This is a genomic window from Mesorhizobium sp. WSM4898 (assembly GCF_029625845.1).
GTDB lineage: Bacteria > Pseudomonadota > Alphaproteobacteria > Rhizobiales > Rhizobiaceae > Mesorhizobium.
In genome coordinates this window covers 58,834-84,463 of record NZ_JARTVQ010000001.1, presented here as the reverse complement: position 1 = coordinate 84,463, position 25,630 = coordinate 58,834, and the positions used below count along the sequence as shown (strand labels likewise).

Annotated in this window: 27 protein-coding genes and 1 tRNA gene; 17 read left to right on the top strand and 11 right to left on the bottom strand. The window is 64.3% G+C overall.

Features of this window, described 5'->3' with window-relative positions:
* Window positions 1-7: 7 nt before the first annotated feature.
* The 5 genes from P9228_RS00380 to P9228_RS00360 all read left to right on the top strand — a co-directional run bounded on the left by P9228_RS00380 (window position 8) and on the right by P9228_RS00360 (window position 6,689).
* Entirely contained in the window at window positions 8-1,651 is a 1,644-nt protein-coding gene (locus P9228_RS00380) for an ABC transporter substrate-binding protein (protein WP_278051692.1), read from the top strand.
* Window positions 1,641-2,585, top strand: a complete 945-nt coding sequence (locus P9228_RS00375) for an acetamidase/formamidase family protein (RefSeq protein WP_278051691.1) — start codon at window positions 1,641-1,643, stop codon at window positions 2,583-2,585. Before P9228_RS00380 ends, P9228_RS00375 begins: the two co-directional genes overlap by 11 nt.
* A gap of 151 nt (window positions 2,586-2,736) precedes the next feature.
* Window positions 2,737-4,545 carry an ABC transporter ATP-binding protein gene (locus P9228_RS00370; RefSeq protein WP_278051690.1) on the top strand — a complete coding sequence of 603 codons (1,809 nt, stop codon included), beginning with the start codon at window positions 2,737-2,739 and terminating at the stop codon, window positions 4,543-4,545.
* Between the two features lie 129 nt (window positions 4,546-4,674).
* Complete coding sequence (locus P9228_RS00365) at window positions 4,675-6,069, top strand: multicopper oxidase family protein (RefSeq protein ID WP_278051689.1); 1,395 nt, start codon at window positions 4,675-4,677, stop codon at window positions 6,067-6,069.
* A gap of 125 nt (window positions 6,070-6,194) precedes the next feature.
* A complete protein-coding gene (locus tag P9228_RS00360; RefSeq protein ID WP_095799686.1) occupies window positions 6,195-6,689 on the top strand; it encodes a hypothetical protein in 495 nt (164 codons plus the stop codon).
* 54 nt (window positions 6,690-6,743) lie between these two features.
* On the opposite strand, the gene P9228_RS00355 is transcribed toward P9228_RS00360, so the two are convergent.
* The gene (locus P9228_RS00355; protein ID WP_278051688.1) at window positions 6,744-6,923 is read right to left on the bottom strand and encodes a hypothetical protein; all 180 of its coding nucleotides are present in this window, start codon (window positions 6,921-6,923) and stop codon (window positions 6,744-6,746) included.
* Between the two features lie 275 nt (window positions 6,924-7,198).
* On the opposite strand from P9228_RS00355, the gene P9228_RS00350 reads away from it, so the two are divergent.
* The gene (locus tag P9228_RS00350) at window positions 7,199-7,534 is read left to right on the top strand and encodes a hypothetical protein (RefSeq protein ID WP_143749611.1); all 336 of its coding nucleotides are present in this window, start codon (window positions 7,199-7,201) and stop codon (window positions 7,532-7,534) included.
* Window positions 7,535-7,571: 37 nt separating this feature from the next.
* Here the strand turns inward: P9228_RS00350 and P9228_RS00345 are convergent.
* A tRNA-Ala gene (locus tag P9228_RS00345) sits at window positions 7,572-7,647 on the bottom strand.
* 140 nt (window positions 7,648-7,787) lie between these two features.
* On the opposite strand from P9228_RS00345, the gene P9228_RS00340 reads away from it, so the two are divergent.
* Together P9228_RS00340 and P9228_RS00335 are read left to right on the top strand one after the other, a co-directional pair.
* Entirely contained in the window at window positions 7,788-8,078 is a 291-nt protein-coding gene (locus P9228_RS00340; RefSeq protein ID WP_095782652.1) for a YggT family protein, read from the top strand.
* 9 nt (window positions 8,079-8,087) lie between these two features.
* On the top strand, window positions 8,088-8,399 hold the full coding sequence (locus P9228_RS00335; protein ID WP_278051687.1) for a DUF167 family protein: 312 nt from the start codon (window positions 8,088-8,090) through the stop codon (window positions 8,397-8,399).
* Window positions 8,400-8,504: 105 nt separating this feature from the next.
* On the opposite strand, the gene P9228_RS00330 is transcribed toward P9228_RS00335, so the two are convergent.
* Genes P9228_RS00330 through P9228_RS00320 form a run of 3 tightly spaced genes read right to left on the bottom strand, consistent with a single transcriptional unit; the run spans window position 8,505 to window position 11,236 of the window.
* Window positions 8,505-9,386 carry a MurR/RpiR family transcriptional regulator gene (locus P9228_RS00330; protein ID WP_278051686.1) on the bottom strand — a complete coding sequence of 294 codons (882 nt, stop codon included), beginning with the start codon at window positions 9,384-9,386 and terminating at the stop codon, window positions 8,505-8,507.
* 9 nt (window positions 9,387-9,395) lie between these two features.
* Entirely contained in the window at window positions 9,396-10,463 is a 1,068-nt protein-coding gene (ugpC, locus tag P9228_RS00325) for a sn-glycerol-3-phosphate ABC transporter ATP-binding protein UgpC (protein WP_278051684.1), read from the bottom strand.
* A gap of 2 nt (window positions 10,464-10,465) precedes the next feature.
* Window positions 10,466-11,236, bottom strand: coding sequence for an SDR family oxidoreductase (locus tag P9228_RS00320; RefSeq protein ID WP_278051683.1), 771 nt, complete (start codon window positions 11,234-11,236; stop codon window positions 10,466-10,468).
* A gap of 171 nt (window positions 11,237-11,407) precedes the next feature.
* On the opposite strand from P9228_RS00320, the gene P9228_RS00315 reads away from it, so the two are divergent.
* From P9228_RS00315 to P9228_RS00300, 4 genes are all read left to right on the top strand, one after another.
* The gene (locus P9228_RS00315; protein WP_067002159.1) at window positions 11,408-12,637 is read left to right on the top strand and encodes a sugar ABC transporter substrate-binding protein; all 1,230 of its coding nucleotides are present in this window, start codon (window positions 11,408-11,410) and stop codon (window positions 12,635-12,637) included.
* A gap of 304 nt (window positions 12,638-12,941) precedes the next feature.
* Complete coding sequence (locus P9228_RS00310; RefSeq protein ID WP_067002161.1) at window positions 12,942-13,811, top strand: sugar ABC transporter permease; 870 nt, start codon at window positions 12,942-12,944, stop codon at window positions 13,809-13,811.
* Window positions 13,808-14,635, top strand: coding sequence for a carbohydrate ABC transporter permease (locus P9228_RS00305; RefSeq protein ID WP_067001418.1), 828 nt, complete (start codon window positions 13,808-13,810; stop codon window positions 14,633-14,635). The genes P9228_RS00310 and P9228_RS00305 overlap by 4 nt, the downstream gene beginning before the upstream one ends.
* A 79-nt stretch (window positions 14,636-14,714) precedes the next feature.
* Entirely contained in the window at window positions 14,715-16,241 is a 1,527-nt protein-coding gene (locus P9228_RS00300; RefSeq protein WP_278051682.1) for a M81 family metallopeptidase, read from the top strand.
* Window positions 16,242-16,350: 109 nt separating this feature from the next.
* On the opposite strand, the gene P9228_RS00295 is transcribed toward P9228_RS00300, so the two are convergent.
* From P9228_RS00295 to P9228_RS00270, 6 genes are all read right to left on the bottom strand, one after another.
* Complete coding sequence (locus P9228_RS00295) at window positions 16,351-18,405, bottom strand: M3 family metallopeptidase (RefSeq protein ID WP_278052865.1); 2,055 nt, start codon at window positions 18,403-18,405, stop codon at window positions 16,351-16,353.
* An 82-nt stretch (window positions 18,406-18,487) separates the two neighbouring features.
* Entirely contained in the window at window positions 18,488-18,904 is a 417-nt protein-coding gene (locus P9228_RS00290) for a nuclear transport factor 2 family protein (RefSeq protein ID WP_278051681.1), read from the bottom strand.
* Window positions 18,905-18,914: 10 nt separating this feature from the next.
* Window positions 18,915-19,556 carry a carbonic anhydrase gene (locus P9228_RS00285; RefSeq protein ID WP_067001427.1) on the bottom strand — a complete coding sequence of 214 codons (642 nt, stop codon included), beginning with the start codon at window positions 19,554-19,556 and terminating at the stop codon, window positions 18,915-18,917.
* A 128-nt stretch (window positions 19,557-19,684) separates the two neighbouring features.
* Window positions 19,685-20,452 carry a DUF429 domain-containing protein gene (locus P9228_RS00280; RefSeq protein ID WP_278051675.1) on the bottom strand — a complete coding sequence of 256 codons (768 nt, stop codon included), beginning with the start codon at window positions 20,450-20,452 and terminating at the stop codon, window positions 19,685-19,687.
* On the bottom strand, window positions 20,449-21,333 hold the full coding sequence (gene pdxY, locus P9228_RS00275; RefSeq protein ID WP_095824173.1) for a pyridoxal kinase PdxY: 885 nt from the start codon (window positions 21,331-21,333) through the stop codon (window positions 20,449-20,451). The genes P9228_RS00280 and pdxY overlap by 4 nt, the downstream gene beginning before the upstream one ends.
* Before the next feature lie 12 nt (window positions 21,334-21,345).
* Window positions 21,346-21,597, bottom strand: coding sequence for a hypothetical protein (locus tag P9228_RS00270; protein ID WP_095824172.1), 252 nt, complete (start codon window positions 21,595-21,597; stop codon window positions 21,346-21,348).
* A 155-nt stretch (window positions 21,598-21,752) separates the two neighbouring features.
* Here P9228_RS00270 and P9228_RS00265 point away from each other — a divergent pair, with 155 nt between their 5' ends.
* From P9228_RS00265 to ppa, 5 genes are all read left to right on the top strand, one after another.
* Entirely contained in the window at window positions 21,753-22,397 is a 645-nt protein-coding gene (locus tag P9228_RS00265) for a LemA family protein (protein WP_067001437.1), read from the top strand.
* Between the two features lie 203 nt (window positions 22,398-22,600).
* The gene (locus tag P9228_RS00260) at window positions 22,601-23,425 is read left to right on the top strand and encodes a YgcG family protein (protein WP_179293615.1); all 825 of its coding nucleotides are present in this window, start codon (window positions 22,601-22,603) and stop codon (window positions 23,423-23,425) included.
* A gap of 6 nt (window positions 23,426-23,431) precedes the next feature.
* Window positions 23,432-24,070 carry a TPM domain-containing protein gene (locus P9228_RS00255; RefSeq protein WP_278051668.1) on the top strand — a complete coding sequence of 213 codons (639 nt, stop codon included), beginning with the start codon at window positions 23,432-23,434 and terminating at the stop codon, window positions 24,068-24,070.
* Between the two features lie 149 nt (window positions 24,071-24,219).
* A complete protein-coding gene (locus tag P9228_RS00250) occupies window positions 24,220-24,726 on the top strand; it encodes a GNAT family N-acetyltransferase (protein WP_067001444.1) in 507 nt (168 codons plus the stop codon).
* 215 nt (window positions 24,727-24,941) lie between these two features.
* Window positions 24,942-25,475, top strand: coding sequence for an inorganic diphosphatase (gene ppa / locus P9228_RS00245; protein ID WP_067001447.1), 534 nt, complete (start codon window positions 24,942-24,944; stop codon window positions 25,473-25,475).
* Window positions 25,476-25,630: the final 155 nt, after the last annotated feature.

Sequence of the window (25,630 nt, the reverse complement as noted above, 5' to 3'; positions counted from 1 at the left end):
CAGTGACATGAGACGATTTCTGGCATCCACCGTGGCGGCCTCGGCGCTTGCGCTGATGCTCGGCATGGCAAGCGCGCGCGCCGACGACGCGGTCGACCCTAACGCCAAGCAGGGCGGCGCCATCACCATCACCTACAAGGACGATGTCGCGACGCTCGATCCGGCGATCGGCTACGACTGGCAGAACTGGTCGATGATCAAAAGCTTGTTCGATGGCCTCATGGACTATGAGCCCGGCACCACCAAGCTGAAGCCCGACCTTGCCGAAAGCTACGAGATCTCGCCGGACGGCAAGACCTTCACCTTCAAGCTGCGCCACGGCGTGAAGTTCCACAATGGCCGGGAGATGACGGCCGACGACGTTAAATACTCGCTCGACCGCGTCACCAATCCGAAGACGCAGAGCCCGGGCGCCGGCTTCTTCGGCTCGATCAAAGGCTATGACGAGGTCGCCGCCGGCAAAGCGAACAGCCTCTCCGGCGTCACCGCGGCCGATCCCTATACGATCAAATTCGAGCTGACCCGCCCGGACGCCACCTTCCTGCATGTCATGGCGATCAATTTCTCGCATGTGGTGCCGAAGGAGGAGGTCGAGAAATACGGCGCCGACTTCGGCAAGCATCCGGTCGGCACCGGCGCCTTCAAGCTTGCCGAATGGACGCTCGGCCAGCGCATCGTCTTCGAGCGCAACCCCGACTACTGGCACAAGGGCCTGCCGCATCTCGACAAAATCACCTTCGAGATCGGCCAGGAGCCGATCGTGGCGCTGCTGCGCCTGCAGAAGGGCGAGATCGACGTGCCCGGCGACGGCATTCCGCCGGCCAAGTTCCAGGAGGTGATGAACGATCCGGAGCAGAAGGCCCGCGTCGTGGTGGGCGGGCAATTGCACACCGGCTACATCACCATGAACACCACCATGCCGCCCTTCGACAATGTGAAGGTGCGCCAGGCGGTGAACATGGCGATCAACAAGGACCGCATCGTTCAGATGATCAACAACCGCGCGGTGCCGGCCAATCAGCCGCTGCCGCCGTCGATGCCCGGTTACGACAAAGCTTTCAAGGGCTACCCCTATGACGTCGCCAAGGCCAAGGCCCTGCTTGCCGAGGCCGGCCACCCCGATGGCTTCGAAACGCAGTTGTTCGCCATGAACACCGACCCCAATCCGCGTATCGCGCAGGCGATCCAGCAGGATCTGGCGGCCATCGGCATCAAGGCCAGCATCCAATCGCTCGCCCAGGCCAACGTGATTGCCGCCGGCGGCGACAAGTCCGGCGCGCCGATGATCTGGTCAGGCGGCATGGCCTGGATCGCCGATTTCCCGGATCCGTCCAACTTCTACGGACCGATCCTCGGCTGCGCCGGCGCGGTGCCGGGCGGCTGGAATTGGGCGTGGTACTGCAACAAGGATCTCGACGCCAAGGCGGCCGAAGCCGATTCGGTCGTCGATCCGGCAAAGTCCGCGGATCGCGAGAAGATGTGGAGCGCGATCTACGACAAGATCATGGAGGACGCACCCTGGGCGCCGGTCTTCAACGAGCAGCGCTTCACGCTGAAGTCGGCCCGCATGGGCGGCGCCGACAATCTCTATGTCGACCCGGTCCATATCCCGATCAACTACGACAATGTGTATGTGAAAGATGTGCAGTAACTGCGACTACACCATCCACGGGCGCCATCACCACTTCGGCTGGGACAATTCCTTTGCCCCGGCCGAGCGCGTGGCACCTGGCTCGACGATCGAGTTCCAGTGCCTGGATTCTTCCGGCGGGCAGCTCAAGGCCGACAGCACCGTCGGCGATATCGCCAATCTCGATTTCGGCATGATCAACCCGGTGACCGGGCCGATCTTCGTCGAGGGCGCCGAGCCCGGCGACGCGCTGAAGGTGACGATCGAAATGTTCAAGCCGTCCGGCTTCGGCTGGACGGCGAACATTCCGGGCTTCGGTCTGCTTGCCGACGACTTCAAGGAGCCGGCACTCAACATCTGGAAATATGACCCCGGCTCGCTCGAGCCGGCGCTGTTCGGCAGACAAGGCCGCGTGCCGCTGAAGCCGTTTGCCGGCACGATCGGCAACGCGCCGGGCGAGATGGGCCACCATTCGGTGGTGCCGCCGCGGCGCGTCGGCGGCAATCTCGACATAAGGGACCTTGCCGCCGGCACCATTCTCTATCTGCCGGTGGAAGTGGCAGGCGCGCTGTTTTCGGTCGGCGACACGCATGCCGCGCAGGGCGACGGCGAAGTGTGCGGCACTGCGATCGAGAGTCCGATGGACGTCGTGCTCAAGCTCGACCTCGTGAAGGACGCGCGGCTGAAGACGCCGCGCTTCACCACGCCGGGCCCGGTGACGCGGCATCTCGACGCCAAAGGTTATGAGGTGACGACCGGGATCGCGCCTGACCTGATGACCGGCGCCAAGCAGGCGGTCAGTCAGATGGTCGACCTGCTGGCCGGCCGATACAAGCTCGACCCGGTTGACGCCTATATGCTGGTCTCGGTCTGCGGCGATCTCAGGATCAGCGAGATCGTCGACATGCCGAACTGGGTGGTGTCGTTCTACTTCCCGCGCTGCGTGTTTGAATGAGAGGTCGGCGCCCCACCCCCGCCCCGCTGCTTCGCAGCGACCCTCCACACAAGAGGGAGGGTAAAACGCCAGCGCCCTACCTCCCCCTCGTCGGGAGGTCGGACCAAAGGTCCGGGTGGGGACCGGCGCTCCGACTTGCTCGGGGAGAGCAATGACGCAAAGCGTTCGCGAAGTTCCATCAGCGCTGGCCGGCGAGGCGGTGCTGGAAATCGCCGGCCTCAGCGTCAGCCTGCGCGGCGAGGATGGCGAGCGCGAGGTGGTATCCGGCCTGTCGCTGTCTCTCAAACGCGGCGAGACGCTGTGCATCGCCGGCGAGTCCGGCTCCGGCAAGTCGATGACCGCGCTGGCAATCATGCAATTGCTGCCGCAGCCGGCCGGCCGCATCGCCGCCGGCACGATCCGGCTTCGCGATAAGGATGGCAGTGCCGTCGAGCTGACGGTGCTCGACGAACGGCGCATGCGCGACATTCGTGGCGACCGCATCGCCATGATCTTCCAGGAGCCGATGACCTCGCTCAATCCGGTGCTGTCGATCGGCCGGCAGCTCACCGAGTCGATCGAGGCGCATACCGGTGTATCCCACACGGAGGCCAAGCTGCGCGCGGTCGCGGCGCTAAAGGCGGTGCGCATCTCCGAGGCCGAAAGCCGGCTGAAACAATTTCCGCACGAGCTGTCCGGCGGCATGCGCCAGCGGGTGATGATCGCGATGGCGCTGGCGCTCGAACCCGCCGTGCTGATCGCCGACGAGCCGACGACGGCGCTCGACGTGACGGTGCAGGGCGAGGTGCTGGAACTGCTGCGCGACCTGCAGCGCCAGCACGGCACCAGCGTGATCCTGATCACCCACGACATGGGCGTCGTGGCCGAAATGGCCGATCGGGTGATCGTCATGCGCAACGGCCGCATGGTCGAAGAGGGGACGACATCGGCTATTTTTGCCAGGCCGCAAGCCGCGTATACGCGCGAGCTCCTTGCCGCCGTTCCGCGCATCGGCTCCGGCGCGCGCCGCCGGGCTTCCGGCGAGTCCGACGTGGCGGCAATGCAAGACAAGGTGGCGGTCGTGAAAGACCTGCATGTCCGCTTCGACCTGCGCGGTGGCTTCTTCGGCCGCGTCAACCGAAGGGTGCATGCCGTCGAAGGCATTAGCTTCTCGATCGCGCCGAACGAGACGCTGGCGCTGGTCGGCGAATCCGGCTGCGGCAAGTCGACCACCGCCAAGGCGCTGGCCGGCCTCGTTCCTTATAGCGGCGGCGTGACGATCGGCGGACGCGAATTGTCCCGCCTCGGGCGCGACGAGCGCAAGGCGGTGCGACGAGACGTGCAGATGGTCTTCCAGGACCCTTATGCCTCGCTCGACCCGCGCATGCGCGTCGGCGAGCTGGTGGCGGAGCCGCTGCTGATCCATGGCATCGGCTCGAAGGAAGAACGGCGGGAGCGCGTGGCAGCGCTGTTCGAGCGGGTCGGTCTCTCGTCTGAGCAGATGGAGCTTTATCCGCATGAATTCTCGGGCGGCCAACGCCAACGCATCTGCATCGCGCGGGCGCTGGCGCTGAGGCCGAAGCTGATCATCGCCGACGAGAGCGTTTCGGCGCTCGACGTTTCGGTGCAAGCGCGCGTGCTCGATCTCTTGAAGGAGCTGCAGCGCGAATTCGGCGTCGCCTATCTGTTCATCTCGCACGACATGGCGGTGGTCGAAAACGTCTCGGATCGTGTCGCCGTCATGTATCTCGGCCAGATCGTCGAGATCGGCAGTCGCGACCAGGTGTTCTCCAATCCGCGCCATCCCTATACGCGGCGGCTGATCGAGGCCGTGCCTGTTCCCGATCCGTCATTGCGCCGGACACGCTTTGCCCGTCTCGACCGCGAAATTCCAAGCGCGACGCGGCGGATCGGCGAGAGCGTGCCGAAACTGGTGCTCAAGGATTTCGGCGGCGGACATTTCGCCGCCGTCGGAGATTAATCAGGATCACGGCCTGCCGCATTCAGCCTGGCATTCGATTGGCTTTCGGGAGCGGCGATCTGTCCGTTTCGGGATGTACGCGAATGATGGTAGAGCAAGAAACCGCCACTCACCCATTCCGGATTCTCAATGTCGGTCTTCACACGCCGCAGACTCCTGCAGGGCGCTGCGGCGGCCGGCGCGGCCGGCATCGGCCTCTCGACCGCCGGCAAGTTCGCCGGCTGGGCGGCGGCGAAACCCGAACCGCTGATCTTGAAGACGGCAGGCATAGCAGCGCAGTTGATGGCCGGCGCGCCAACGAAGAATGTCCTGACCTATGGCGAGGCCGGCCCGCCGCCGGTCATCAGGATGAAGAAAGGCAAGCCATTCGCTGCGCGGCTCGTCAACGGCATCGACGACCCGACGACCATCCATTGGCATGGCATCCGCGTTCCCAACAAGATGGACGGCGTGCCGTTCATGATCCAGCCCTATGTGTATCAGGGCGATCATTTCGACTACGCCTTCGCGCCGCCAGACGCCGGCACCTTCTGGTATCATCCGCATTGCAACACGCTGGAACAGATGGGCCATGGGCTGACCGGCGTCATCGTGGTGGAAAACCCGAACGATCCTCCCTTCGATGCCGAAGTGGCGCTCAATCTGCGCGACTGGCGCCTCGGCGATGACGGCCAGTTCATCGCGCAGTTCCGGCCGCGCGATGCGGCGCGCAGCGGCACCTATGGCACGGTGCGCACGGCCAACTGGCTCGACCAGCCGCAATATGACGCGCCGGCCGGCGGGCTGGTGCGGCTGCGGGCCGCCATCACCGACGTCACGCGCATTTATGGCTTCCGCGTCGACGGCGCCGAGGCCACCGTCATCGCGCTCGACGGCAATCCGGTGCCGCAGCGCTTTGCGCCCGACGCCCTGCAGCTCGGGCCCGGACAACGGCTGGAGCTTGCCATCCGCATGCCCGACGACGAAGGCGCGATCGTCAGCCTGCGGGATGTCAGGGGCACGAAGCCAAAGGTTCTGGCGACACTGCGTGCGGTCGGCCAATCGCTCAAGCGCGATCTTCGCGATCTCGGCCCGCTCGAGCCCAATCCGGTGGCGGAGGTGGACGTCGCCGCCGCGAGGCGCATTCCGCTGGCGCTGAGCGCCTCGGCCGAAAATGTCGCGGCCGACAGCATCTGTGGGTCGCTCGGCTATAGTTTCTGGGCCATCAACAAGGTACCGTGGCCGGGCGACACGCCGGACCCGACCGCGCCGCTGGCCGAGCTGAAACTCGGCCAAAGCTACATCATCGACATGGAAAACCTGACGCCGCACGCGCACCCGATCCACCTGCACGGCATGAGCTTCAAGGTGCTGTCGTCCTCGACGCGAGCGGTCCAGCCGCTTATCTCCGATACCTATCTGATCCAGCCCGACGAGAAGGTGCAGCTGGGCTTCGTCGCCGACAACCCCGGCGACTGGCTGCTCCACTGCCACATCATCGAGCACCAGAAGACGGGCATGACGAGCTATTTGCGCGTGGCGTGAGCGCAAGGAGCGATAGGCGCCCTCGCCTTTGCCCGGAATTTGCGGACCTCGACGGGTTGACGCCCTTGCCCGCTTGCCTAGGTAGGCAAGAGGCGCTGGGGCGGCACGCAACTCCGACCGACGGCATGACAACTTTGCGCATTCGAAAACTTGCCCTTGTTGCGGCAGGCATCTCCATCCTGTCGTCCTGCGTCATCCCCGACGATACGTCGCGGGTCGCGAAAGAGGATGCCACCACGGCCGCCGCCCGCAGGGAAATGGTCGGCCTCAGCGAGGCCGATGTTCGCATGTGCGCCGGCTTTCCGACCGCGACCGCCGATGTGGGACCTTCCGGCCAGATCTGGACCTATCAGCGCAGCGTGCAGCGCGGCAATCTCAACATCGCGGTGCCGACCATGGCCCTGGGCGCTATCCCCGCGGTTGGAGGGTCCGTCAACGTCGCGCCCGGCGGCTATTGCAACACGCAGATTCGCATGCTCGGCGGCCGTGTCGCGGAAGTGACCTATGCCGGCGACAACAATTTGCCCAACAGCATCGATGCGCTCTGCGTCAGCACGGTGGACGCCTGCGTGGCCTATGCGCGACAGCGCAATCGCAAAGCGACGGCGGTCTCCAGGTGATCGGGCAATACCGGCCACGCGGAGCGTCCAATTCGCACTTATCCTGGAGCTGTCTTAGCGTCCGCCGGGATGAATGGCGCCGGGCTCTTTTTCGGAGGCGCCGGGTGAGGCTTGCCGGCCCGTGTCTCTGCGGGTTTCGGGCGGCGAGGCGTCCATCAGGTTCCTGACCTTGGCGTTGTTGTGCGCATGGATGATGGCTCGGCCGAGATGGAGCAGGATTCTCACCACTGACATTGGTACTTCTCCGTTGAGATGGCGGATATGTCGGCGGCGGGACGCCCAACCCAATGCGCCCCGTCTGTTTCGTGGGAATGACGCGGAAGATGGCTTCTCGTTGCCAATTCGTGACCTGGAAACAGAGCAGGCCGGCGTGCAGGACGCAGGATGCTAGTGGAAACATGATCTGACGCCCATATGTGCGGCGGGAAAGAAAAGTGATCCTGGTCGCCGCAAATCGTCCCGAATCCGAAGGTCTTTCGGCCGCCCAATTCGAGACGATGGAGAGGTCGATGAAATTGTCCGTCCTTACCCTTGCCGGCACCATGCTGGCGCTGGCGCCCGCGGTTCAGGCGGCGCCGATGATCGGTATCCCGGCTGGAGACGGCCTCGTGCAGCAGGCGCATGTGACATGCGCGTACCTGACGGAAGACGGCTATTGCGTGCGCCCGCACAAGAAGCACAAGCATTGGAAGCGCGAGCGGCACTACCGGCCGATCTATCGCACCTACGAGCCGCAGCCGTCGGACGAGTATTACTGGCGCTACGAGCGCCAGCGGCCGATTGTCCGCGTCATCCCCGGCTATCCGCGGCAGGATGAAGACAATTGGGACGATTGGGATGACTGAGCGACTGGCGGGCCCAGAGCCCGCCCCTGCTTTCGGCTGGTGGAGCTGAGGGGGATCGAACCCCTGACCTCATCATTGCGAACGATGCGCTCTCCCAGCTGAGCTACAGCCCCGTTCCAGCGGATCGGCTTGTATCGGTCGCGGCGGTTTGATGTCAAGGCGAAACGGCTGCCCGGCATCGAGCGCCGAAATGGCCGGGCCTTGCCCGTTCCGCGCGCAATGGCTACATGTCGGCGACAATTTGGAGACCGGCATGATCGCCCTTATTCAAACCATCGTCATGGCGCTTGATATCTACTGGTGGATCATCATCGCTTCGGCGATCTTTTCCTGGCTCTATGCCTTCAACGTCGTCAACTCGCGCAACCAGTTTGTCGGCACCGTCGGCAATATGCTTTACCGTCTGACCGAGCCGGCGCTGCGGCCGATCCGCCGCTACATGCCCGATCTTGGCGGCATCGACATCTCGCCGATCATTCTTCTTTTGATCATCTTCTTCATCCGCCAGTTTTTGATCACCACCGTCTGGTCCTGGGTCGCTTAAGGCCGATCCATGGGCTCGCCGTTTCGTCCGCGCGACGACGGCATCGACCTTTTCGTGCGGCTGACGCCGAAGGCGGCGGTGGATCGGATCGAAGGCCTTGAGATGACCGCCGACGGGCGCAGCCATCTCAAGGCCCGTGTGCGCGCGGTGCCGGAGAACGGCGCCGCCAATACGGCGCTGGAGCGGATGGTGGCGAAGGCGCTCGGCGTGCCGGGATCGGCGGTTTCGGTGGTGGCCGGAGGCACGTCCCGGCTGAAGACGCTGCGGATAGGGGGTGATGCGGCCGAACTGGCGAAGAGCGTCGAGGCGCTTTCCGGGTAATCCAAACTTGAGAGGCAGGGCGGGCCGGCGCCCGCCTTTGTCCTGCCGGACATTTCCTCCGCTTGGGTTCCCACTCGGGGAGATCGGCAGTTCAGCGCCGGCGCTTCAATCTCCCAGCGGCAGCTTCGGATCGTCGACCTTCAGCGTGTTCACGCTCTGCTTGATGCGGCGCAGGTTCTCCAGCACCTTCGGCCCGCGCGATTCCGCCACCGTGGTGGCGATCATGTCGAGAATGGCAAGCAGTGCGTAGCGCGACGAGGTCGGCTTGTAGATATTGCCGTCCTCGAAAGACTGCAGCTGGATGACCGTGTCGGCGACCTTGGCCAAAGCCGAATCGGGCGCGGTGATGGCGACGGTGGCTGCCCCATATTGCTGCGCGACCTCGACCGCCTCGATGACCGAGCGGGCATAGCCCGAGACCGAGAAGGCGACCAGCGTCGTCTCCGGTGTCGCGACCGCCGCATACATGCGCTGTAACTGGCCGTCGACCTGGGCGAGCGCCGAGAGGCCCAGCCGGAACAGCCGATTTTGCATCTCCGTCGCCATCATCGAGGAGATGCCGCCGGAGCCGATGCACAGCACATTGCCGGAACCGCCGATGCGGGCGCCGACAGCCATCAGCGTCGTCATGTCGAGATTTTCGCTGGCGCGCTGGATGGCGGCGACCGCTGCCTCGGTAATGGCGGAAGCGATGCGCTGCTCCCGCGCGTCGCGGCTGAGCGGTTCCGGCGACAGGTACTGACCGCCGATGGCGATCGCCTGCGCCAAATAGAATTTGAAATCGCGCAGGCCCTCGCAGCCGAGATTGCGGCAGAAGCGGGTGACGGTTGGCTCGCTGACGCCGACACGCGCGGCAATCTCCGAAATCGCTGCCTTGGAGGCGAAATCGAGATCGGAAAGCACCAAGCCGGCCAGCCGGCGGTCCGATTTGGTGCCGTCCTGCGACATCAGTTGCAGGCGGGTGATGATGTCGGCCGGGGTCTTCATCCTTTCATCTCACAGCGGCAGGCCCGTCGCCTTGTCGAAGAGATGGATGTTGCGCGGGTCGACGCTCACTGGCAGCCGGTCACCCGGCTTCACCTGCAGCCGGTCGCGGAACACGGCGCGTACCGTGTCGTCGCCGATCGAGCCATAGACATGGGTCTCTGAGCCGGTCGGCTCGACCACGTCGACGTCGATGGCGATGGCATCGTCACGCGCGCCGATGATGAAATGCTCGGGGCGGATGCCCGCCTCGACCGTGTCGCCGCCGGACGCTGTCTTGCCGGCAAGCGCCAGCCGGCCGCCGCTTTTGGTCTCGAACCAGGACTTGGCGTCGGCGGTCTTCAGCGCGCCGGAAACAAAACTCATCGACGGCGAGCCGATGAAGCCGGCGACGAACTTGTTGGCCGGCCGGTCGTAGAGTTCGAGCGGCTGTCCGACCTGTTGGATGCGGCCACGATCCATCACGACGATGCGGTCGGCCATGGTCATGGCCTCGATCTGGTCGTGGGTGACGTAGACGATGGTCGATTTCAGCCGCTGGTGCAGCGCCTTGATCTCGGTGCGCATCTGCACGCGCAACTGCGCGTCGAGATTGGAGAGCGGCTCATCGAACAGAAAGACGGAGGGCTCACGCACGATGGCGCGGCCCATGGCGACGCGCTGACGCTGGCCGCCGGACAACTGCCTGGGATAGCGGTCGAGATAGGAGAAGAGGTTGAGCACGCCGGACGCTTTCTTCACCTTGTCGTCGATCGCGGCACGCGTCTCGCCGCGGATCTTCGGGCCGAAGCCGATATTGTCGGCGGCCCTCAGATGCGGGAACAGGGCATAGGACTGGAAGACCATGGCGATGTTGCGCTTCTGCGGCGGCAGGTCGTTGGCACGGGTGCCGCCGATCACGAGATCACCGGAGGAGATCGTCTCCAGCCCGGCCAGCATGCGCAGGAGCGTGGACTTACCGCAGCCGGACGGACCAACCAGCACGACGAACTCGCCGCTCTTGATCTCGAGGTTGATGTCCTCGAGGATTTTATGCTGGCCGAAGGATTTCGACAGGTTGCGAAACTGGACATCGGTCATGGTCACGCTCCCAAAATGTCATCGATGAAAGGCAGGTAGCCGGCTGTCAGTCCGGCGTCCACCGGCACCACGGCGCCCGTTATGCCGGATGCGCGGTCGGAAGCAAGGAAAGCCACGGCCTCGGCCACTTCCGACGCATTCACGATGCGGCCGAGCGGATAGAGCCGCTTCAGCCGGCCGAGGATCTCGGGATCCTTAGCCAGGCGATGATCCCAGGCGGCGGTGCGGATCGAGCCAGGGCAGACGACGTTGGCGCGCACGCCGCTGCGGCCAAGTTCGACGGCGATCGACTTGGCGTAAGCGTTGATGCCGGCCTTGGCGGCGGCATAGGCCGGATTGCCGAAATGCGCGATGGCGTTGACCGAGGAGATGAAGACGACGCTGCCCGAGCCGCGCGCGGCCATCGCCTTGACCAGCGGATCGGCGAAACTCATCACGCCGGCGAGGTTGAGGTCGAGCTCCTGTTCTATTCTGTCCGGCGTCAACGCTTTCAGCGTCTCGGCGCGCGTCCAGCCGGCATTGTTGACAAGGATATCCGGCACGCCGTCCTTGTCGAGCAGGCTTGAGATCGCCGCTTCGATCGAGGTGCGGTCGAGCAGGTTGAAAACGTGGCACGAGGCGATGTACGTGCTGGTCAGCGCCTCGGCCGACTGGTCGCAGCCGACGATGCGGCCGCCGCGCTCGGCCATCAGCGCCACGATCGCCGAGCCAAGACCGCCGCCGGCGCCGGTGACGACAATTGTCTTGCCCTCGAAATCGCCCTGCGACGCCACGATCAGTGCTCCTCGCCACTTCCGACAGGGAGAGAACGCTACTCAACGAAATGTAATTAAGCAACATGATAAACCGCTTGCTTCCCCAAAAAACGTCGATAATGTAGGAAAGTAACATAAATCCTGTGCCCGCCGGGCCAGGCGCGAATGCGCATCACGGGAGGAGATCAGATGAGCCTTGCGAAATGGACTGTCGGCCTGTTGGCCGGAATGAGCATGCTGGCGCTTGCCGCGCCCGCCGATGCGGGCGAGGTGCGCGTCACCGTCGCCGAATACAGCGCCAAGACCGGCCCCTATTTCGAAGAGGTGAAGAAGGAGTTCGAGGCGGCCAATCCCGGCATTACCATCAAATATGAAGTGGTGCCGTGGGACGTGCTCCTGCAGAAGCTGACCACCGACATCACTGCCGGCACCAATGCCGATCTGTCGATCATCGGCACGCGCTGGCTGATCGACTTCGTGCAGCAAGACGTCGCCGAGCCGCTCGACAGCTACATCAAGCCCGAGTTCAAGGACCGCTTCATAGATACCTTCCTGCAGCCCTCGATCATGAACGGCCATACCTATGGCCTGCCGATCGCCGCCTCGGCGCGTGCCATGTATTACAACAAGGAGCTGTTCGAGAAGGCTGGCATAGCCAAGCCGCCGGCAACCTGGACCGAGTTGCAGGAGGACGCGCGCAAGATCAAGGCGGTCGGCGCCTTCGGCTACGGCCTGCAAGGCAAGGAGATCGAGACGGACGTCTATTACTACTACGCGATGTGGTCATTCGGCACCGAGATCCTCAACAAGGACGGCACGTCGGGCCTGAGCACGCCGGGCGCGCTTGAAGCGGCCAAGCTTTACAAGTCGATGATCGACGAGGGCCTGACCGAGCCTGGCGTGACCTCCAACAACCGCGAGGACGTGCAGAACCTGTTCAAGCAGGGCAAGGTCGGCATGATGATCACCGCGCCATTCCTCTCCAACCAGATCAAGGAAGAGGCGCCGAGCCTGAAATACGGCGTCGCCGCCATTCCGGCCGGGCCGACCGGCGCGCGCGGCACCTATGGCGTCACCGATTCCATAATCATGTTCAAGAACTCCAAGAACAAGGACGAGGCCTGGAAGCTGCTCGACTTCCTGTTCACCAAGGAGCAGCGCGCCAAGTTCACGCAAGGCGAAGGCTTCCTGCCCGTGAACAAGGAAGAGGCGAAGATGGACTATTACGTCAACAACGCCGACCTCGCCGCCTTCACCGCGCTGTTGCCCGACGCTCGCTTCGCGCCGGTCATCCCGGGCTGGGAAGAAATCGCCCAGATCACTTCCGACGCCATGCAGAAGATCTATCTCGGCAGCGCCGAGCCGGAGGCCGCTTTGAAGGAGGCGGCAGACAAGGCCAACGGCGTACTGAAGAAATAGGGCGTATCTCCCTGCGCCCGTGGCGCGCCCCACCCCGTCGGGGCGCGCCACATCTCTCCGGCTTGGCAATCGCAGGAAAACGGGCGCGGTTTTCTGTCGGATTGCGGAAAAACGACCGGGCAATCGGTTCAGACAAGGACAATTATCAATGTCGGCTCAAACGCCGGCGAGGAATGCAAATCCTGAAGCAATTGCCCAGGAAGAACGACAGCCAAGCCGGCAGGCCAGCGAAATTCCAATGCGGGGACGTGCCTTGAGCACCAATGCCACTGCCATCTACCCGCAACGCGGTGCAAGCCAGCCGATGCAAAGCCGTATCGTGCCCTATCTGCTGACGCTTCCCAGCCTTTTGCTGGCGGCGGTGGTGATCTTCTGGCCCGTCTGGGATCTCGTGCAGATCTCGACGCATGACGTGAATCGCTTTGGCCAGCTGCGCGACTTCAGCGGCCTGGCCAATTTCCGGGCGCTTGCTGCCGATCCCGATTTTGTCGCCGCCCTGTGGCGCACCGGCCTATGGACCGTGCTGGTGGTCGGCGGGGCGCTGCTCTTGTCGATCCCGGTGGCGATCATACTCAATACCGACTTCTACGGCCGTGGGCTGGCCCGCGTCATCATCATGCTGCCCTGGGCGGTGTCGCTCACCATGACGGCGGTGGTATGGCGCTGGGCGCTCAACGGCGAAAGCGGCATGCTGAACTCGGGGCTGATGAAGCTCGGCCTGATCAGCCAGAACATCCAGTGGCTGGCGAGCGCCGAGACCGCCTTCCCGATGCAGGTGCTGATCGGCATACTGGTGACGGTGCCGTTCACCACCACGATCTTCCTCGGCGGCCTGTCGTCGATCCCCGACGATCTCTACGAAGCCGCGGCGCTGGAGGGCGCGACCCCCTTACAGCAGTTCCGCGAGATCACCTTTCCGCTCCTAAAACCGTTCATCAACATCGCGATCGTGCTCAACACGATCTACGTCTTCAACTCCTTCCCGATCATCTGGGTGATGACTCAAGGGGGACCGGCGAACTCCACCGACATATTGGTCACCCATCTCTACAAGCTCGCCTTCCGCATCGGCAAGCTGGGCGAGGCTTCGGCGGTGTCGCTGGTGATGTTCGTCATCCTGCTCATCTTCACCATGATCTATGTGCGGCTCGCCATGCGGGAGCAACGCGCATGAGAAACGGCAAGCTGAAACGCTCGATCATCGCCTGGCTGCTGCTTGCGCCATTGATCGTGGTGACGATCTTCCCCTTCGCGGTGATGTTCCTCACTGCGGTCAAGCCGCGGACCGAAGTGCTGACGCCAACATGGTGGCCGAGCGAATTCCGCTGGTCGAATTTTGCCGATATGTGGGTGGCGACCGGTTTCGGCCAGGCGCTTCTCAATTCGCTCTATGTCTCGGCGCTCGCCACGATCGGCGCCATCCTGATCTCGGTGCCGGCGGCCTATGCCATGTCGCGCTTCCGCTTTGCCGGTTATGGCGCGTTCCGCCAGTTCCTTCTGATCTCGCAGATGATCTCGCCGATCGTGCTGGTGCTTGGCCTGTTCAGGCTGATGGCCGCCTGGGGGCTGGTCGAGAGCACGACGGCACTCGGCTTCATCTACATGGCCTTCAACGTCGCCTTCACCGTCTGGATGCTGCAGAGTTATTTCGACACCATTCCGCGCGACCTCGAGGAGGCCGCCTGGATGGAAGGGGCCGGCCGCTGGCTGACGCTGCGAAAAGTGTTCCTGCCGCTTTGCCTGCCGGCAATCGCTGTGACGGCGATCTTCACCTTCATCAACGCCTGGAACGAGTTCGTCGTGGCGCTCACCATGTTGCGCAGCCAGGAAAGCTACACGCTGCCGATCCAGGTTTTCTCGCTGGTCGCCGGCCGCTACACGATCGAATGGCACCATGTCATGGCGGCAACGCTGCTGGCGACGCTGCCGGTGGCGATCCTCTTCATCTGGCTCCAGCGCTACCTGGTCCGCGGGCTGGCATTAGGAGCGGTGAAATAGCAATCCCGGCAATTCCAGGAAAACTGTGCAGCGGTTTTCCGTCCGGAATTGCCAAAAACAAATAGTCCACGGAGTTTTGATGCGCATCTTCACCGCCTCCCTGGCGACGGAAACCAACACCTTCTCGCCGGTGCCGACCGACCGGGCCTCGTTCGAGATGGCCTTCTATGCCGGCCCGGGAAAACATCCGGAGACGCCGACGCTGTGCTCCTCGCCGATCGTGGCGCTGCGCCGGCGTGCGGCCAGCGAAGGCCTGACCGTCATCGAAGGCACCGCCACCTGGGCGGAGCCCGGCGGGCTGGTGCAGCGGCAGGCTTTTGAGGCGCTGCGCGACGAGATCCTCGACCAGCTCAATGCCGCCCTGCCGGTCGATGCGGTGATCCTCGGCCTGCACGGCGCGATGGTGGCGCAGGGTTATGACGACTGCGAGGGCGACCTGCTGGAGCGTGTGCGCGCTATCGTCGGGCCGAAGGTGGTGATCGCCTCGGAATTCGATCCGCACAGCCATCTGACGCCCAAGCGCGTCGCGGCCTCCGACATCATGGCCTATTTCCTCGAATTCCCGCACACCGATTTCTACGAGCGCGGCGAGCATGTGGTCGAGCTCGGCCTTGCCGCGGCGCGGGGCGAAATCAAGCCGGTGATCTCGACCTTCGACTGCCGCATGATCCAGGTGCTGCCGACCAGCCGCGAGCCGATGCGCTCCTTCGTCGACAAGATCAAAGCGCTGCACGGCAAGGACGGCGTGCTGTCGGTCTCGGTCATCCACGGCTTCATGGCCGCCGACGTGCCGGAAATGGGCACGCGCATCCTCGTAATCACCGACAACGACAAAGAAAAAGGCGACCAACTCGCCGAGACGCTGGGACGCGAGCTCTATGCGCTGCGCGAAAAGACGGCGATGACGATGCTCTCCGCGTCCGCCGGCATCGAGCGGGCGCTTGCCGTGCGTGCGGCACAGAAGGACAAGCCGGTGGCGATCGCCGATATCTGGGACAATCCGGGCGGCGGCGTGCCGGGCGACGGCACCATCGTGCTCTCCGAATTGCTGGCGCGCGGGATCGATAGGGTCGGCGTCGCCACGATCTGGGATCCGATCGCGGTGACCTTCTGCCAGGCGGCCGGCGATGGCGCCGTCATCGACCTGCGCTTCGGCGGCAAGGCCGGGCCGCAGGCGGGCGAGCCGATCGACGCGCGCGTCACGGTGCTCAAGGCCGTCAGCGAGGGCTGGCAAAGCTTCGGGCCGAGCCGGGTGACGCTCGGGCCGGCTGCGGTGGTTCGCATCGAGGGCACCGAGGTCGACGTCATCCTCAACACCAACCGCACCCAGACCTTCGAGCCGGACATCTTCTCCAATATCGGCGTCGATCCGATGTCGAAGGACATCCTGCTGATCAAGTCGACCAACCATTTCTACGCCGGCTTCGCGCCGATCGCCGCCGAGGTCATCTATGTCGCGGCGCCGAGTTCTTATCCCAGCAATCCGGCGGTGACGGATTACAGGAAGCTGAGGAGACCGATATGGCCGAGGGTGAAGGATCCGTGGAAGGATGAGGCTCCTCCTTCTCCCCCTGTGGGAGAAGGTGTCGCCGCAGGCGACGGATGAGGGGTGCTCCAAGGAATGCTGACGTCTCACTCCGCTGGAACACCCCTCATCCGTCTCGGCGCTCCGCGCCGATCCACCTTCTCCCACATGGGGAGAAGGGAGGGGCGCGCTACACCAACCCTCTTTTCACCATCATCGCCTCGGGCGAAGGCATCTTGCCGCGGAAGGCCGTGTAAAGCTCTTCCGGATCCTTCGCTCCGCCGGCGGCGTAGATGTTCTTCCTCAGCCGCTCGGCCAGTTCCGGGTTGAAAGGATCGCCTGTTTCCTCGAAGGCGGAAAAGGCGTCGGCGTCCAGCACCTCCGACCACATGTAGGAATAGTAGCCGGCTGAATACCCCTCGCCGGCGAAGATATGACCGAAATGCGGGGTGCGATGACGCATGGCGATGGTGTCGGGCATATGCAGCTTTTCCAGCGTTTCGGCCTCGAACGGAAGCGGCTCGGCCGGCGCGTCCGGCCTTGCGTGATAAGCCATGTCGATCAGCGCCGAGGCGGTGAACTCGACCGTGGCGAAGCCGGCGCCGAAGGTGCGGGCGGCGAGCATCTTGTCGAGCAGGTCCTTCGGCATCGGCTTGCCGGTCTTGACGTGCAGCGCATGCTTTTCCAGCACCGCCGGCACCGTCAGCCAATGCTCATAGAGCTGCGAGGGCAGTTCGACGAAGTCGCGGCTGACCGAGGTGCCGGAGACCGACGGCCAGGTGACGTCGGTCAGCATACCATGCAGCGCATGGCCGAATTCGTGAAACAGCGTTTTTGCTTCGTCGACGGAGAGAAGGGCCTGCTCGCCGGCCGGCGGCTTGGCGAAGTTCATGATGTTGTAGATGACCGGCATCGCGCCTTCCCCAAGCTTGTAGCCGGATTTCAGCGCGCTCATCCAGGCGCCGGAGCGTTTCGAGGGCCGCGCGAAGTAATCCGCCAGAAACAGGCCGCGCTCGCTGCCGTCCGCGTTCTTGACCACGAAGACGCGCGCGTCGGGATGCCAGGCGGCAATGCCCTTCTTCTCTTCGAAGCTGATGCCGAACAGCTTGGTCGCGACGTCGAAGCAGGCGTCGATGACGCGCTCGAGCTGCAGGTAGGGCTTCAGCTCGGCCTCGTCGAAGGCGAATTTCTCGGCGCGCAGCTTCTCCTGGTAGAAGCGCCAGTCCCATGCCGCGAATTTTTCGTTGCTGCCGGCTTCGGTGGCCAGCCGCTCCAGCTGCTTCTGATCGGCGGCCGCCTTTTCCAGCGCCTTTTCCCAGACCGGATCGAGCAGGTTGTGCACCGCCTTCGGCGTCTTCGCCATCGTGTCGTCGAGCTTAAGCGCCGCGAAAGACTCATAGCCGAGCAGCCTCGCCTTCTCGGCGCGCAGCTTCAGCATGTCGCGCACCACATCGGTATTGTCGCTGGCGCCGCCATTCTGGCCGCGCATGATGAAGGCGCGGAAGGCGATCTCGCGCAGGTCGCGGCGTTCCGAGAAGGTCGAGAACGGCTCGTAGATCGAGCGCGACAGCGTCACCGCATAGCGACCCTTCTGGCCACGCATCTCGGCCGCCTCGGCCATCGAGCTCTTCAAGAAATCCGGGAGGCCGACGAGGTCAGCCTCGTCGAGGAACAGCGCCCAGTCGCGTTCGTCCGCCAGCACATTCTGGCCGAATTTGGTGCCGAGCGAGGAGAGTTCCTCGTTGATTGCCGCCAGCCGCTTCTTGCCTTCCGCATCGAGCTTCGCACCGGAGCGGACGAAGCCTTTCCAGGTCTTTTCCAGCACACGCAACGTCTCGGCATCGAGGCTCAGCCTGCCGCGGCGCTGGTAGAGGTCGTCGATGCGGGCAAACAGCTTCTCGTTCATCGAGATCGCGGAGAAGTGCCGCGACATCTTGGGCGAAATCTCGCGCTCCAGCTGCTGGATGGTGTCGTTGGTGTGGGCGCCGGCACGACACCAGAAGATCGACGAGACATGGTCGAGCGGCTCGCCGGCGAGCTCAAGTGCAGCCAGCGTGTTTTCGATCGTTGCCGCCTCGCTGTTGCCGGCGATCGCGTCGATCTCAGCCTTGTGCGCTGCCAGCGCCGCGTCGAATACCGGCCCGAAATCATTGTCGCCGATGCGAGTGAAATCGGGCAGGCCGAGCGGGCCTTGCCAAAGCGTCAGCGGATGGGCGGCGAGGTCGACGGTCTTTGACATGGGCAAATCCATAGGCGCTTTTGGTGGGGCTGAATGCAGGCGGGTTATCCCGATGTAGGGCGGTGCTCGGCACCGCGCAACAACAGGATCAGTAGGCGCTGCAGTCCTGCGCGACCGCCGTCTGGGTGCTGGCGGTTATGCGGCCGCCGACGACGGTGAAGGTCTCGCGCATCAGCGTGTCGTTCTCGGGGAAATCGTAGCAGGCGAGCACCGTGGTCTCGCCCTTTTCGCTCTTCTCGATGCGATGGCGGATGGCGGCGCCGGCAACCGCGCCTTGCCATTCGTCGATCGACGCGAGGAATTCCTGCTTGTCCTGGACGACGCCGACATCGTCGAGCTTCATGTGCACCTCTTCAGAAAGCAATTCGGACAGTTCGGTGCGGTCGGCGACCAGGAGTGCCGAATACCAACGATCGATGACGGCGCTGTCATCGGCGCTGGCGCAGATCGTCGCGGACAGCAGCAGCGCTGCCGCAAGGAAAAACCTACACCAGATCCGCTCCATCAACCCTCCATCAAAGCTCCGGCCGCTCGAAATCGCCGGTCTCCTTGTTCATCACCCAGAGCTCGCCGGTCGAGATGTCGAACCAGGCGCCGTGCAGGGTAAGCTTGCCCTTGCCCTCGAGGATCGAAACGCAAGGGAATGTCCTGAGATTGGCGATCGAATAGCGGATCGAGATGCGCTCCAGCGCCGTCTGGCGCTCGGTCGCTGTCATGAAGGTGCTGGACGAGACGGTCTCGGCAGCCGGCGCGATCAGGCTCATCCATTTGCCGATGAAATCGCCGGGCGACAGCGGCGCAAAATTGGTATCGAGCGCGGCGCGGATGCCGCCGCAGCGGCCATGGCCCATCACCACGATGTTCTTAACCTTCAGGCTCTGCACGGCGAACTCGAGCGCGGCAGAGGTCGAGTGGAACTCGCCGTCCGGCTCATAGGGCGGCACGAGATTGCCGACATTGCGCAGCACGAAGAGCTCGCCCGGCCCGGCATCGAAGATCGCTTCGGGGGCCGAGCGGGAATCGCAGCAGGCGACGATCATGGTCTCGGGCGCCTGGCCCTCGCGCGCCAGCGAGCGGTAGCGGTCGCTTTCGGCGGGATAGCGGCCGCTCATGAAGTTGCGATAGCCGGTCAGCAGATGTTCGGGGAGATGGGGCATGGGCGCCTTTCCGGGTTTGGGCGGCAGCTCGTTGCGATCGAAAAAGCCTCTAGCGGCAAAAGCCGGTCGCGGGCAATGCCGAATTGCGGATGGCGGCGTCGCAAACGCATGCCGGCCGCCCCGTTCGGTCATGCCCAGATGGCGACCTGAATGCCGAAGCGGTCGGTCAGCGGCGGATCGGGCGAGGGCCGCGCCTCGCCGCTGGCGATGCGGCCGGCGATCAACATCATGGCGGCCGCGTCGAGGAAGTCGTCGCTGGCGGCACCCTTCGGCGGCGCCTGGTCGAGGAAGGTCTTGTCATAGCCTTGCCGGCAAAGCAGCGCCTTGCGCTCCTCCATGCCGGCCGGGTTGATAGTGCCCTTGATCTTCTTGGGCAGGATCATCGCGGTGCCGCCGTTCAGCCGACAGAAGGCGACTTCCGGGTGCGATTCGAAGATGCGGCCGCGTAAATCCGGTCGCGCGATCAACAGCTGGTCGATCTCGCGAATCTTCGAAAAAATACCGAAGGCCTGGATGGAAACGCCGCGCGGCGGATCGGAAGTCGTCATAGCCACCTCGCTTGCCCGCCGGTGCGCGGCATACCAGGCTTCCTCCGTGGTGAAGTTGCCGGTATCGGCGTAAAGCGCAGCGCGCGATGGTATGGCAAAGACGCTCGACTGCCGTGCTCCGAGCAGCGGCCGCACCAGCGCCTCCGGCCCGCGACCGCCGCGGTTGGAAAAATCAGGCAGGCCGATCGGCATGTCGACGGCGATCGTGGCGTCGGGCAGGGCGTGTAGCAGAGCCTCGAAAGTCGCGAAGACCGATGCCGATGGCGGCGCGCCAGGTTCGCGATGGACGGCGATCCAGCCGGCCTTGCAGCCGTCGACGCCGGCCAGCACGCCGCCGCCTGGCGTCACGCCCGCTTGTCCCGCCCGGGATGAAGGAGATGGCGAAGCTGCACCATCGCCATCGGATGCGAAAGGCTCTGCGCGTCCGTCTCGAGCTGCAGCTCGTCGCCGCCGCGTTTCGCCGTGCGCGCCAGGATCTCGTAGACGGCGGCCGTGGTCGACTGCAGCGCCTTCGCCGCCGGCTGGCCGGAAAGGATGCGGGCGAGATAGACGGCGGCCGTCAGGTCGCCCAACCCGTTCGGCGGCTTCTCGATCAGGCGGTGCTCGGCAAGCAGCGCCTGGCGGCCGTCGAGGAGGAAGTTACCGGTGCCGCCCGCCATCATCGAGGGTGCCGAGGTGACCAGCATGGTGGAGGGACCGGCGTGCAGGGCGGCCGCCGTCACCGATTTGATGTCGGGCAGCGGCGCTCCGGCCATCCATTCGAGCTCGTAGCGGTTGGGCGTGGCGATGTCGGCGATCGGCATCAGCCTGTCGCGCAGCGCGACGGCCGTCGGCTCCGGCACATAGAGCCCGCCCGAATCGCCCATCACCGGGTCGCAGACATAAAGGGCATCCGGCGTCCTCGCCTTGACGGCCGCAACCAGCGAAGCGACGGCCTCCGCCTGGCCGGCCTCACCGAGATAGCCCGAGAGCACCGCGCTCACCTCGCCCAGCCACGGCGCGCGCTCGAGGTCGGCCATCAGCGCCTTGAACTGATCGAGCGGCGGCACGATGCGGGTGGCGCGGCTGTGGCCTGGGTGCCAGGGCAGGATCACGGTCGGCACCGCCCAAACCGGGAAACCCAGCGTCTCCAGCGCGAAGACCGCGGCGCGGTTGCCGACCGAGCCGCGGGCGACATGACTGGAGATGACGATGACCGCGCGCGGCGCGTCGGTTTTATCAGCAATCATGAAATTCGGTTCCTAGCCACTCTGCGTGGCGGCATACACCAGCCACACCAACAGCCCAATGGCGATGATGAGGCCGAGCGTTCGGCCAATGCGGGTGCCCCAAACTTCGATCGGATCGGAGCGGTCGGCATCCGCCGCGGTCACGTGGTCGCGTGCGTCCTTCGCGGTGCGGGCGACGAAGGAAGCGCCGCCCGGCGTCGTTTCGCGCGCCACGCGCTCAAGGATGCGGCGCGATTCATTCTCGTCGTCCCGGCGCTCGGCCATGGCAAATGTCCTTTCCGGCCCGGAGCTTAGCCTGTTCGGTCGCGTATTCACAGGGGCGAGCGGCCAAGATCAGAGCGCTGCCACGACCGGGTCATTTTCTTGCGCACGGATTGTGGTAATGCTTCGCATCACAACTTCTGTCGAGGGGACCAATCATGTTCGCCGAGCGCCTTCTTCTACCCTCCGCTTTCCGCAATTTGCCGGCCTTGCTGATGATGGCCTTCGTGCTGCCGCTGCTTGCCGGCTGCGGCTACAACACCATCCCGACGGCGGAGGAGAATGCCAGGGCGGCCTGGAGCGAGGTGCTCAACCAGTATCAGCGTCGCGCCGACCTGATCCCCAACCTGGTCGAGACGGTGAAGGGCTACGCCTCGCACGAGAAGGACACGCTCGACGCGGTGGTCCAGGCGCGCGCCAAGGCGACGCAGATCACGGTGACGCCGGAGACGCTGAAGGATCCGGAAGCCCTCAAAAAATTTCAGGATGCCCAGGCCGGGCTGACGGGCGCGCTGTCGCGGTTGATCGCGGTCTCGGAAAACTATCCCGACCTCAAGGCCAACCAGAATTTCCTCGCGCTGCAGGCGCAGCTCGAAGGCACCGAGAACCGCATCGCGGTGGCGCGTCGCGACTACATCCAGGCGGTCAGGGAGTACAATCTGACACTGAGGACCTTCCCGTCGGTGCTGTGGGCGACATTCTGGTTCCGCGGCAATGAGCCGTTTGCGAACTTCACCGTAGAGGAAGACAAGATGCAGGTGCCGAAGGTGGATTTCGGCACGAGCACCAAGCAGGGCGGGTGAGCGGCGCGACTCAAATTTATTCGAGCTTGCAGGCCTTGCGTTCCTTCGCGCCCCCCTCTGTCCTGCCGGACATCTCCCCCTCTTGGGGGGAGATCGGCAGTTTCGCTGACCGTGCATCTCCTGCAACGCAGGCGGTTGGCGAAGGCGGCGGTGACATCCAATCTCCCCCCCTGCGGGGGAGATGGCCGGCAGGCCAGAGGGGGGTGGGACGGAATGCCTTCATCGGCGTTTTGCTGAGCATCTTCTGCCTCCTCCTCGCCTTTGCCGCCCTTGCCGCCGACCTGCCCCCGCTCACTGGCCGTGTCGTCGACAATGCCGGCATTATCGACGCCGGCACGCGCGCGGCGCTGACCCAGAAACTGGCCGATTTCGAGAAGAAAGGCTCCGACCAGATCGTCGTCGCGACCATCCCCACCCTCGGCGGCGAGGAGATCGAGCCCTACGCCAACCGGCTGTTCCGCTTCTGGAAGCTCGGCCAGGCCAAAGAGAACAATGGTGTTCTTCTCCTGGTTGCGCCGAATGATCGCAAGATGCGCATCGAGGTCGGCTATGGGCTGGAAGGCACGCTGACCGACCTGCACACCAAGCTGATCATCGAGAACGACATGGTGCCGGCCTTCCGCGCCGGGGACTTCTCCGGCGGCATCAGCAAAGCCGTCGACGACATGATCATGGTGCTGGAGGGCAATCCGGAGGAGCTGGAGGCGCGCGGCAAGCGCAACGAGCAGGCGCCGTTCAACTCCGACGACCTGTTCTTCGCCATCTTCATCACCATCTGGGCGCTGATCTTCTTCGGCGGCATCGCGCTGACGGTGCTGCCGCCGATCTTCGGCCAGAAGATCGGGCCCGGCCGCTACCGCTGGCTCGGCATGACCTTCGAGCCCAGCCGGCGATCATCCGGCGGATGGTCGTCCGGTGGCGGCGGCTGGTCGTCGGGCGGTGGAGGCTGGTCCTCCGGTGGCGGCGGTGGCGGGTTTTCCGGCGGCGGCGGTTCGTCGGGCGGCGGCGGCTCCTCTGGAAGCTGGTGAGAAACCATGGCAACGCGACCGATCAGCCCCGAGGACCATGACCGCATCGCCGAGGCCATCCGTGCCGCGGAAGCAAGGACCGACGGCGAGATATACTGCGTCGTGGCGGGGTCCAGCGACGGCTATTTCTTCCCGGCCGCGTTCGCGGCGGCGCTCGCCACGATTGTCGTCAGCCTCGCAGTGGCCTACGGGCTGGAAGCCTTGTGGCTGACCATCCGTTTGCCGCATTTCGTGCTTGCTCAGCTTCTGGCGTTTGGCTGCATCCTTGCGCTCCTCTGGGCGCTGCCCGGCTTGCGAATTCACCTCGTGCCGAAACGGCTGCGCTACCAGGCGGCGCATGCCAATGCGATGAAGCAATTTCTCGCCCGCAACGTCCACCGCACCCAGGCGAGGACGGGCGTGCTGATCTTCGTCTCCATCGCCGAGCGCTATGCCGAGGTCGTTGCCGACAGCGGCATCGATGCTAAGGTCGGCCAGCATGTCTGGGATGGCGTGGTGCGGGACCTGACACAGCACGCGGGCGACGACCGACTCGCCGACGGCTTCGCCAAGGCGATCGAATCGGTCGGCGCGGTGCTGGCCGAGCATTTCCCGGTTACCGCCGGCGACACCAATGAATTGGATGACCATCTCGTCGAGATCTGACGGAACTGGCTGAAAATCTGCTCTGCCGGGGCCGGGTGAGGGCTGGTTTTCGGCGCCTCCGATGCCGCCAAGCTCGTTTGTGAGAAAGCGCGGGCGCGACAGCGCGGACTCTTTGCAGTCGGGCCAAGCGGGTTTATGATTAACAAATCATGAACACGCTGACGATCGACATCCGGAAAGCCGACCCTCGCGATGCAACAGCTATCGCGGACGTGCACCAGGAGGCATGGCGCGGCGCCTATTCCGGCATCATCCCGCATCGCACGCTGACGGCCATGATCAATCGCCGCGGCCCCGATTGGTGGGCGAACGCGATTCGCAAGGCAGCTACCGTGCTGGTGGTCGAGATCGGGGGCACGATCGCCGGCTATGCCACGATCGGCAGGAACCGCGCCCGCGAGCTCAGGCAGCAAGGCGAGATCTACGAGCTTTACCTGCGTCCGGAATATCAGGGCATCGGCCTCGGCAGCAGGCTGTTCAAGGCGGCGCGGACGCGCCTTGCCGACCACGGCCTCAGAGGCCTGGTGGTGTGGGCGCTGGAGGACAATTACAACGCGCTGGCCTTTTATGCCGGCAATGGCGGCCGCGACGTCGCCGAAGGCGTCGAGGTCTTCGAGCAGAAGGCGCTGAAGAAGGTTGCCTTCGTCTGGGAATGATGGCCGCCACTTAAAACGCGTTGGGGTGACGTGCTTCAAGTCTTCGTTTGATGCATATCGTTCGCCCAAAACCGCTGCGCAGTGTTGGGCGACATGCATTGGGTTACAATCCATCACAAACTGTGCGCTTCCGTTAGGGTCCAGTGCTATTCGCCGCATTGCACCATGAAGCGCCGCCCGCTATCGATCTCACAAATCGAGAGAGGGATTTCAGCATGCGCATCGAAGCCGTACCAACGGGGAAGAATCCGCCCGAGGACATCAACGTCATCATCGAGGTGCCGATCGGCGGCGAGCCGATCAAGTACGAGATGGACAAGGAGGCCGGCACGCTGTTCGTCGACCGCTTCCTGCACACCTCGATGCGCTATCCCGGCAATTACGGCTTCGTGCCGCACACTCTGTCCGGCGACGGCGACCCGATCGACGTGCTCGTCTGCAACACGCGCGCGCTGGTGCCGGGCTGCGTCATCAATGTGCGGCCGATCGGCGTCTTGATCATGGAAGACAATGCCGGCCAGGACGAGAAGGTGATCGCGGTTCCCTCGCCGAAGCTGACGCTGCGCTACGAGAATGTCACCGAATACACGCACCTGCCGGAAATCACCCGCCAGCAGGTGCAGCACTTCTTCGAGCACTACAAGGATCTCGAGCCCGGCAAATGGGTCAAGATCGAGGGCTGGCACGATTCCAACTATGCCAAGAAGATGATCGTCGAGGCGATCGAACGGGCGAAGGCGGTCAAGTAAGTAAGCGGCAGCCAACGGCTGGGCGATGGGGCTTGGGCGAAGCCCTCAACGTCGTCATCCCAGGGCGAAGCAGGAGCGCAGCTCCGTCGCGGAGACCCTGGGATCCATGCCGTGAGGTCGCGCGAAGATCGTTACGGAACAGAATTACTGCACCG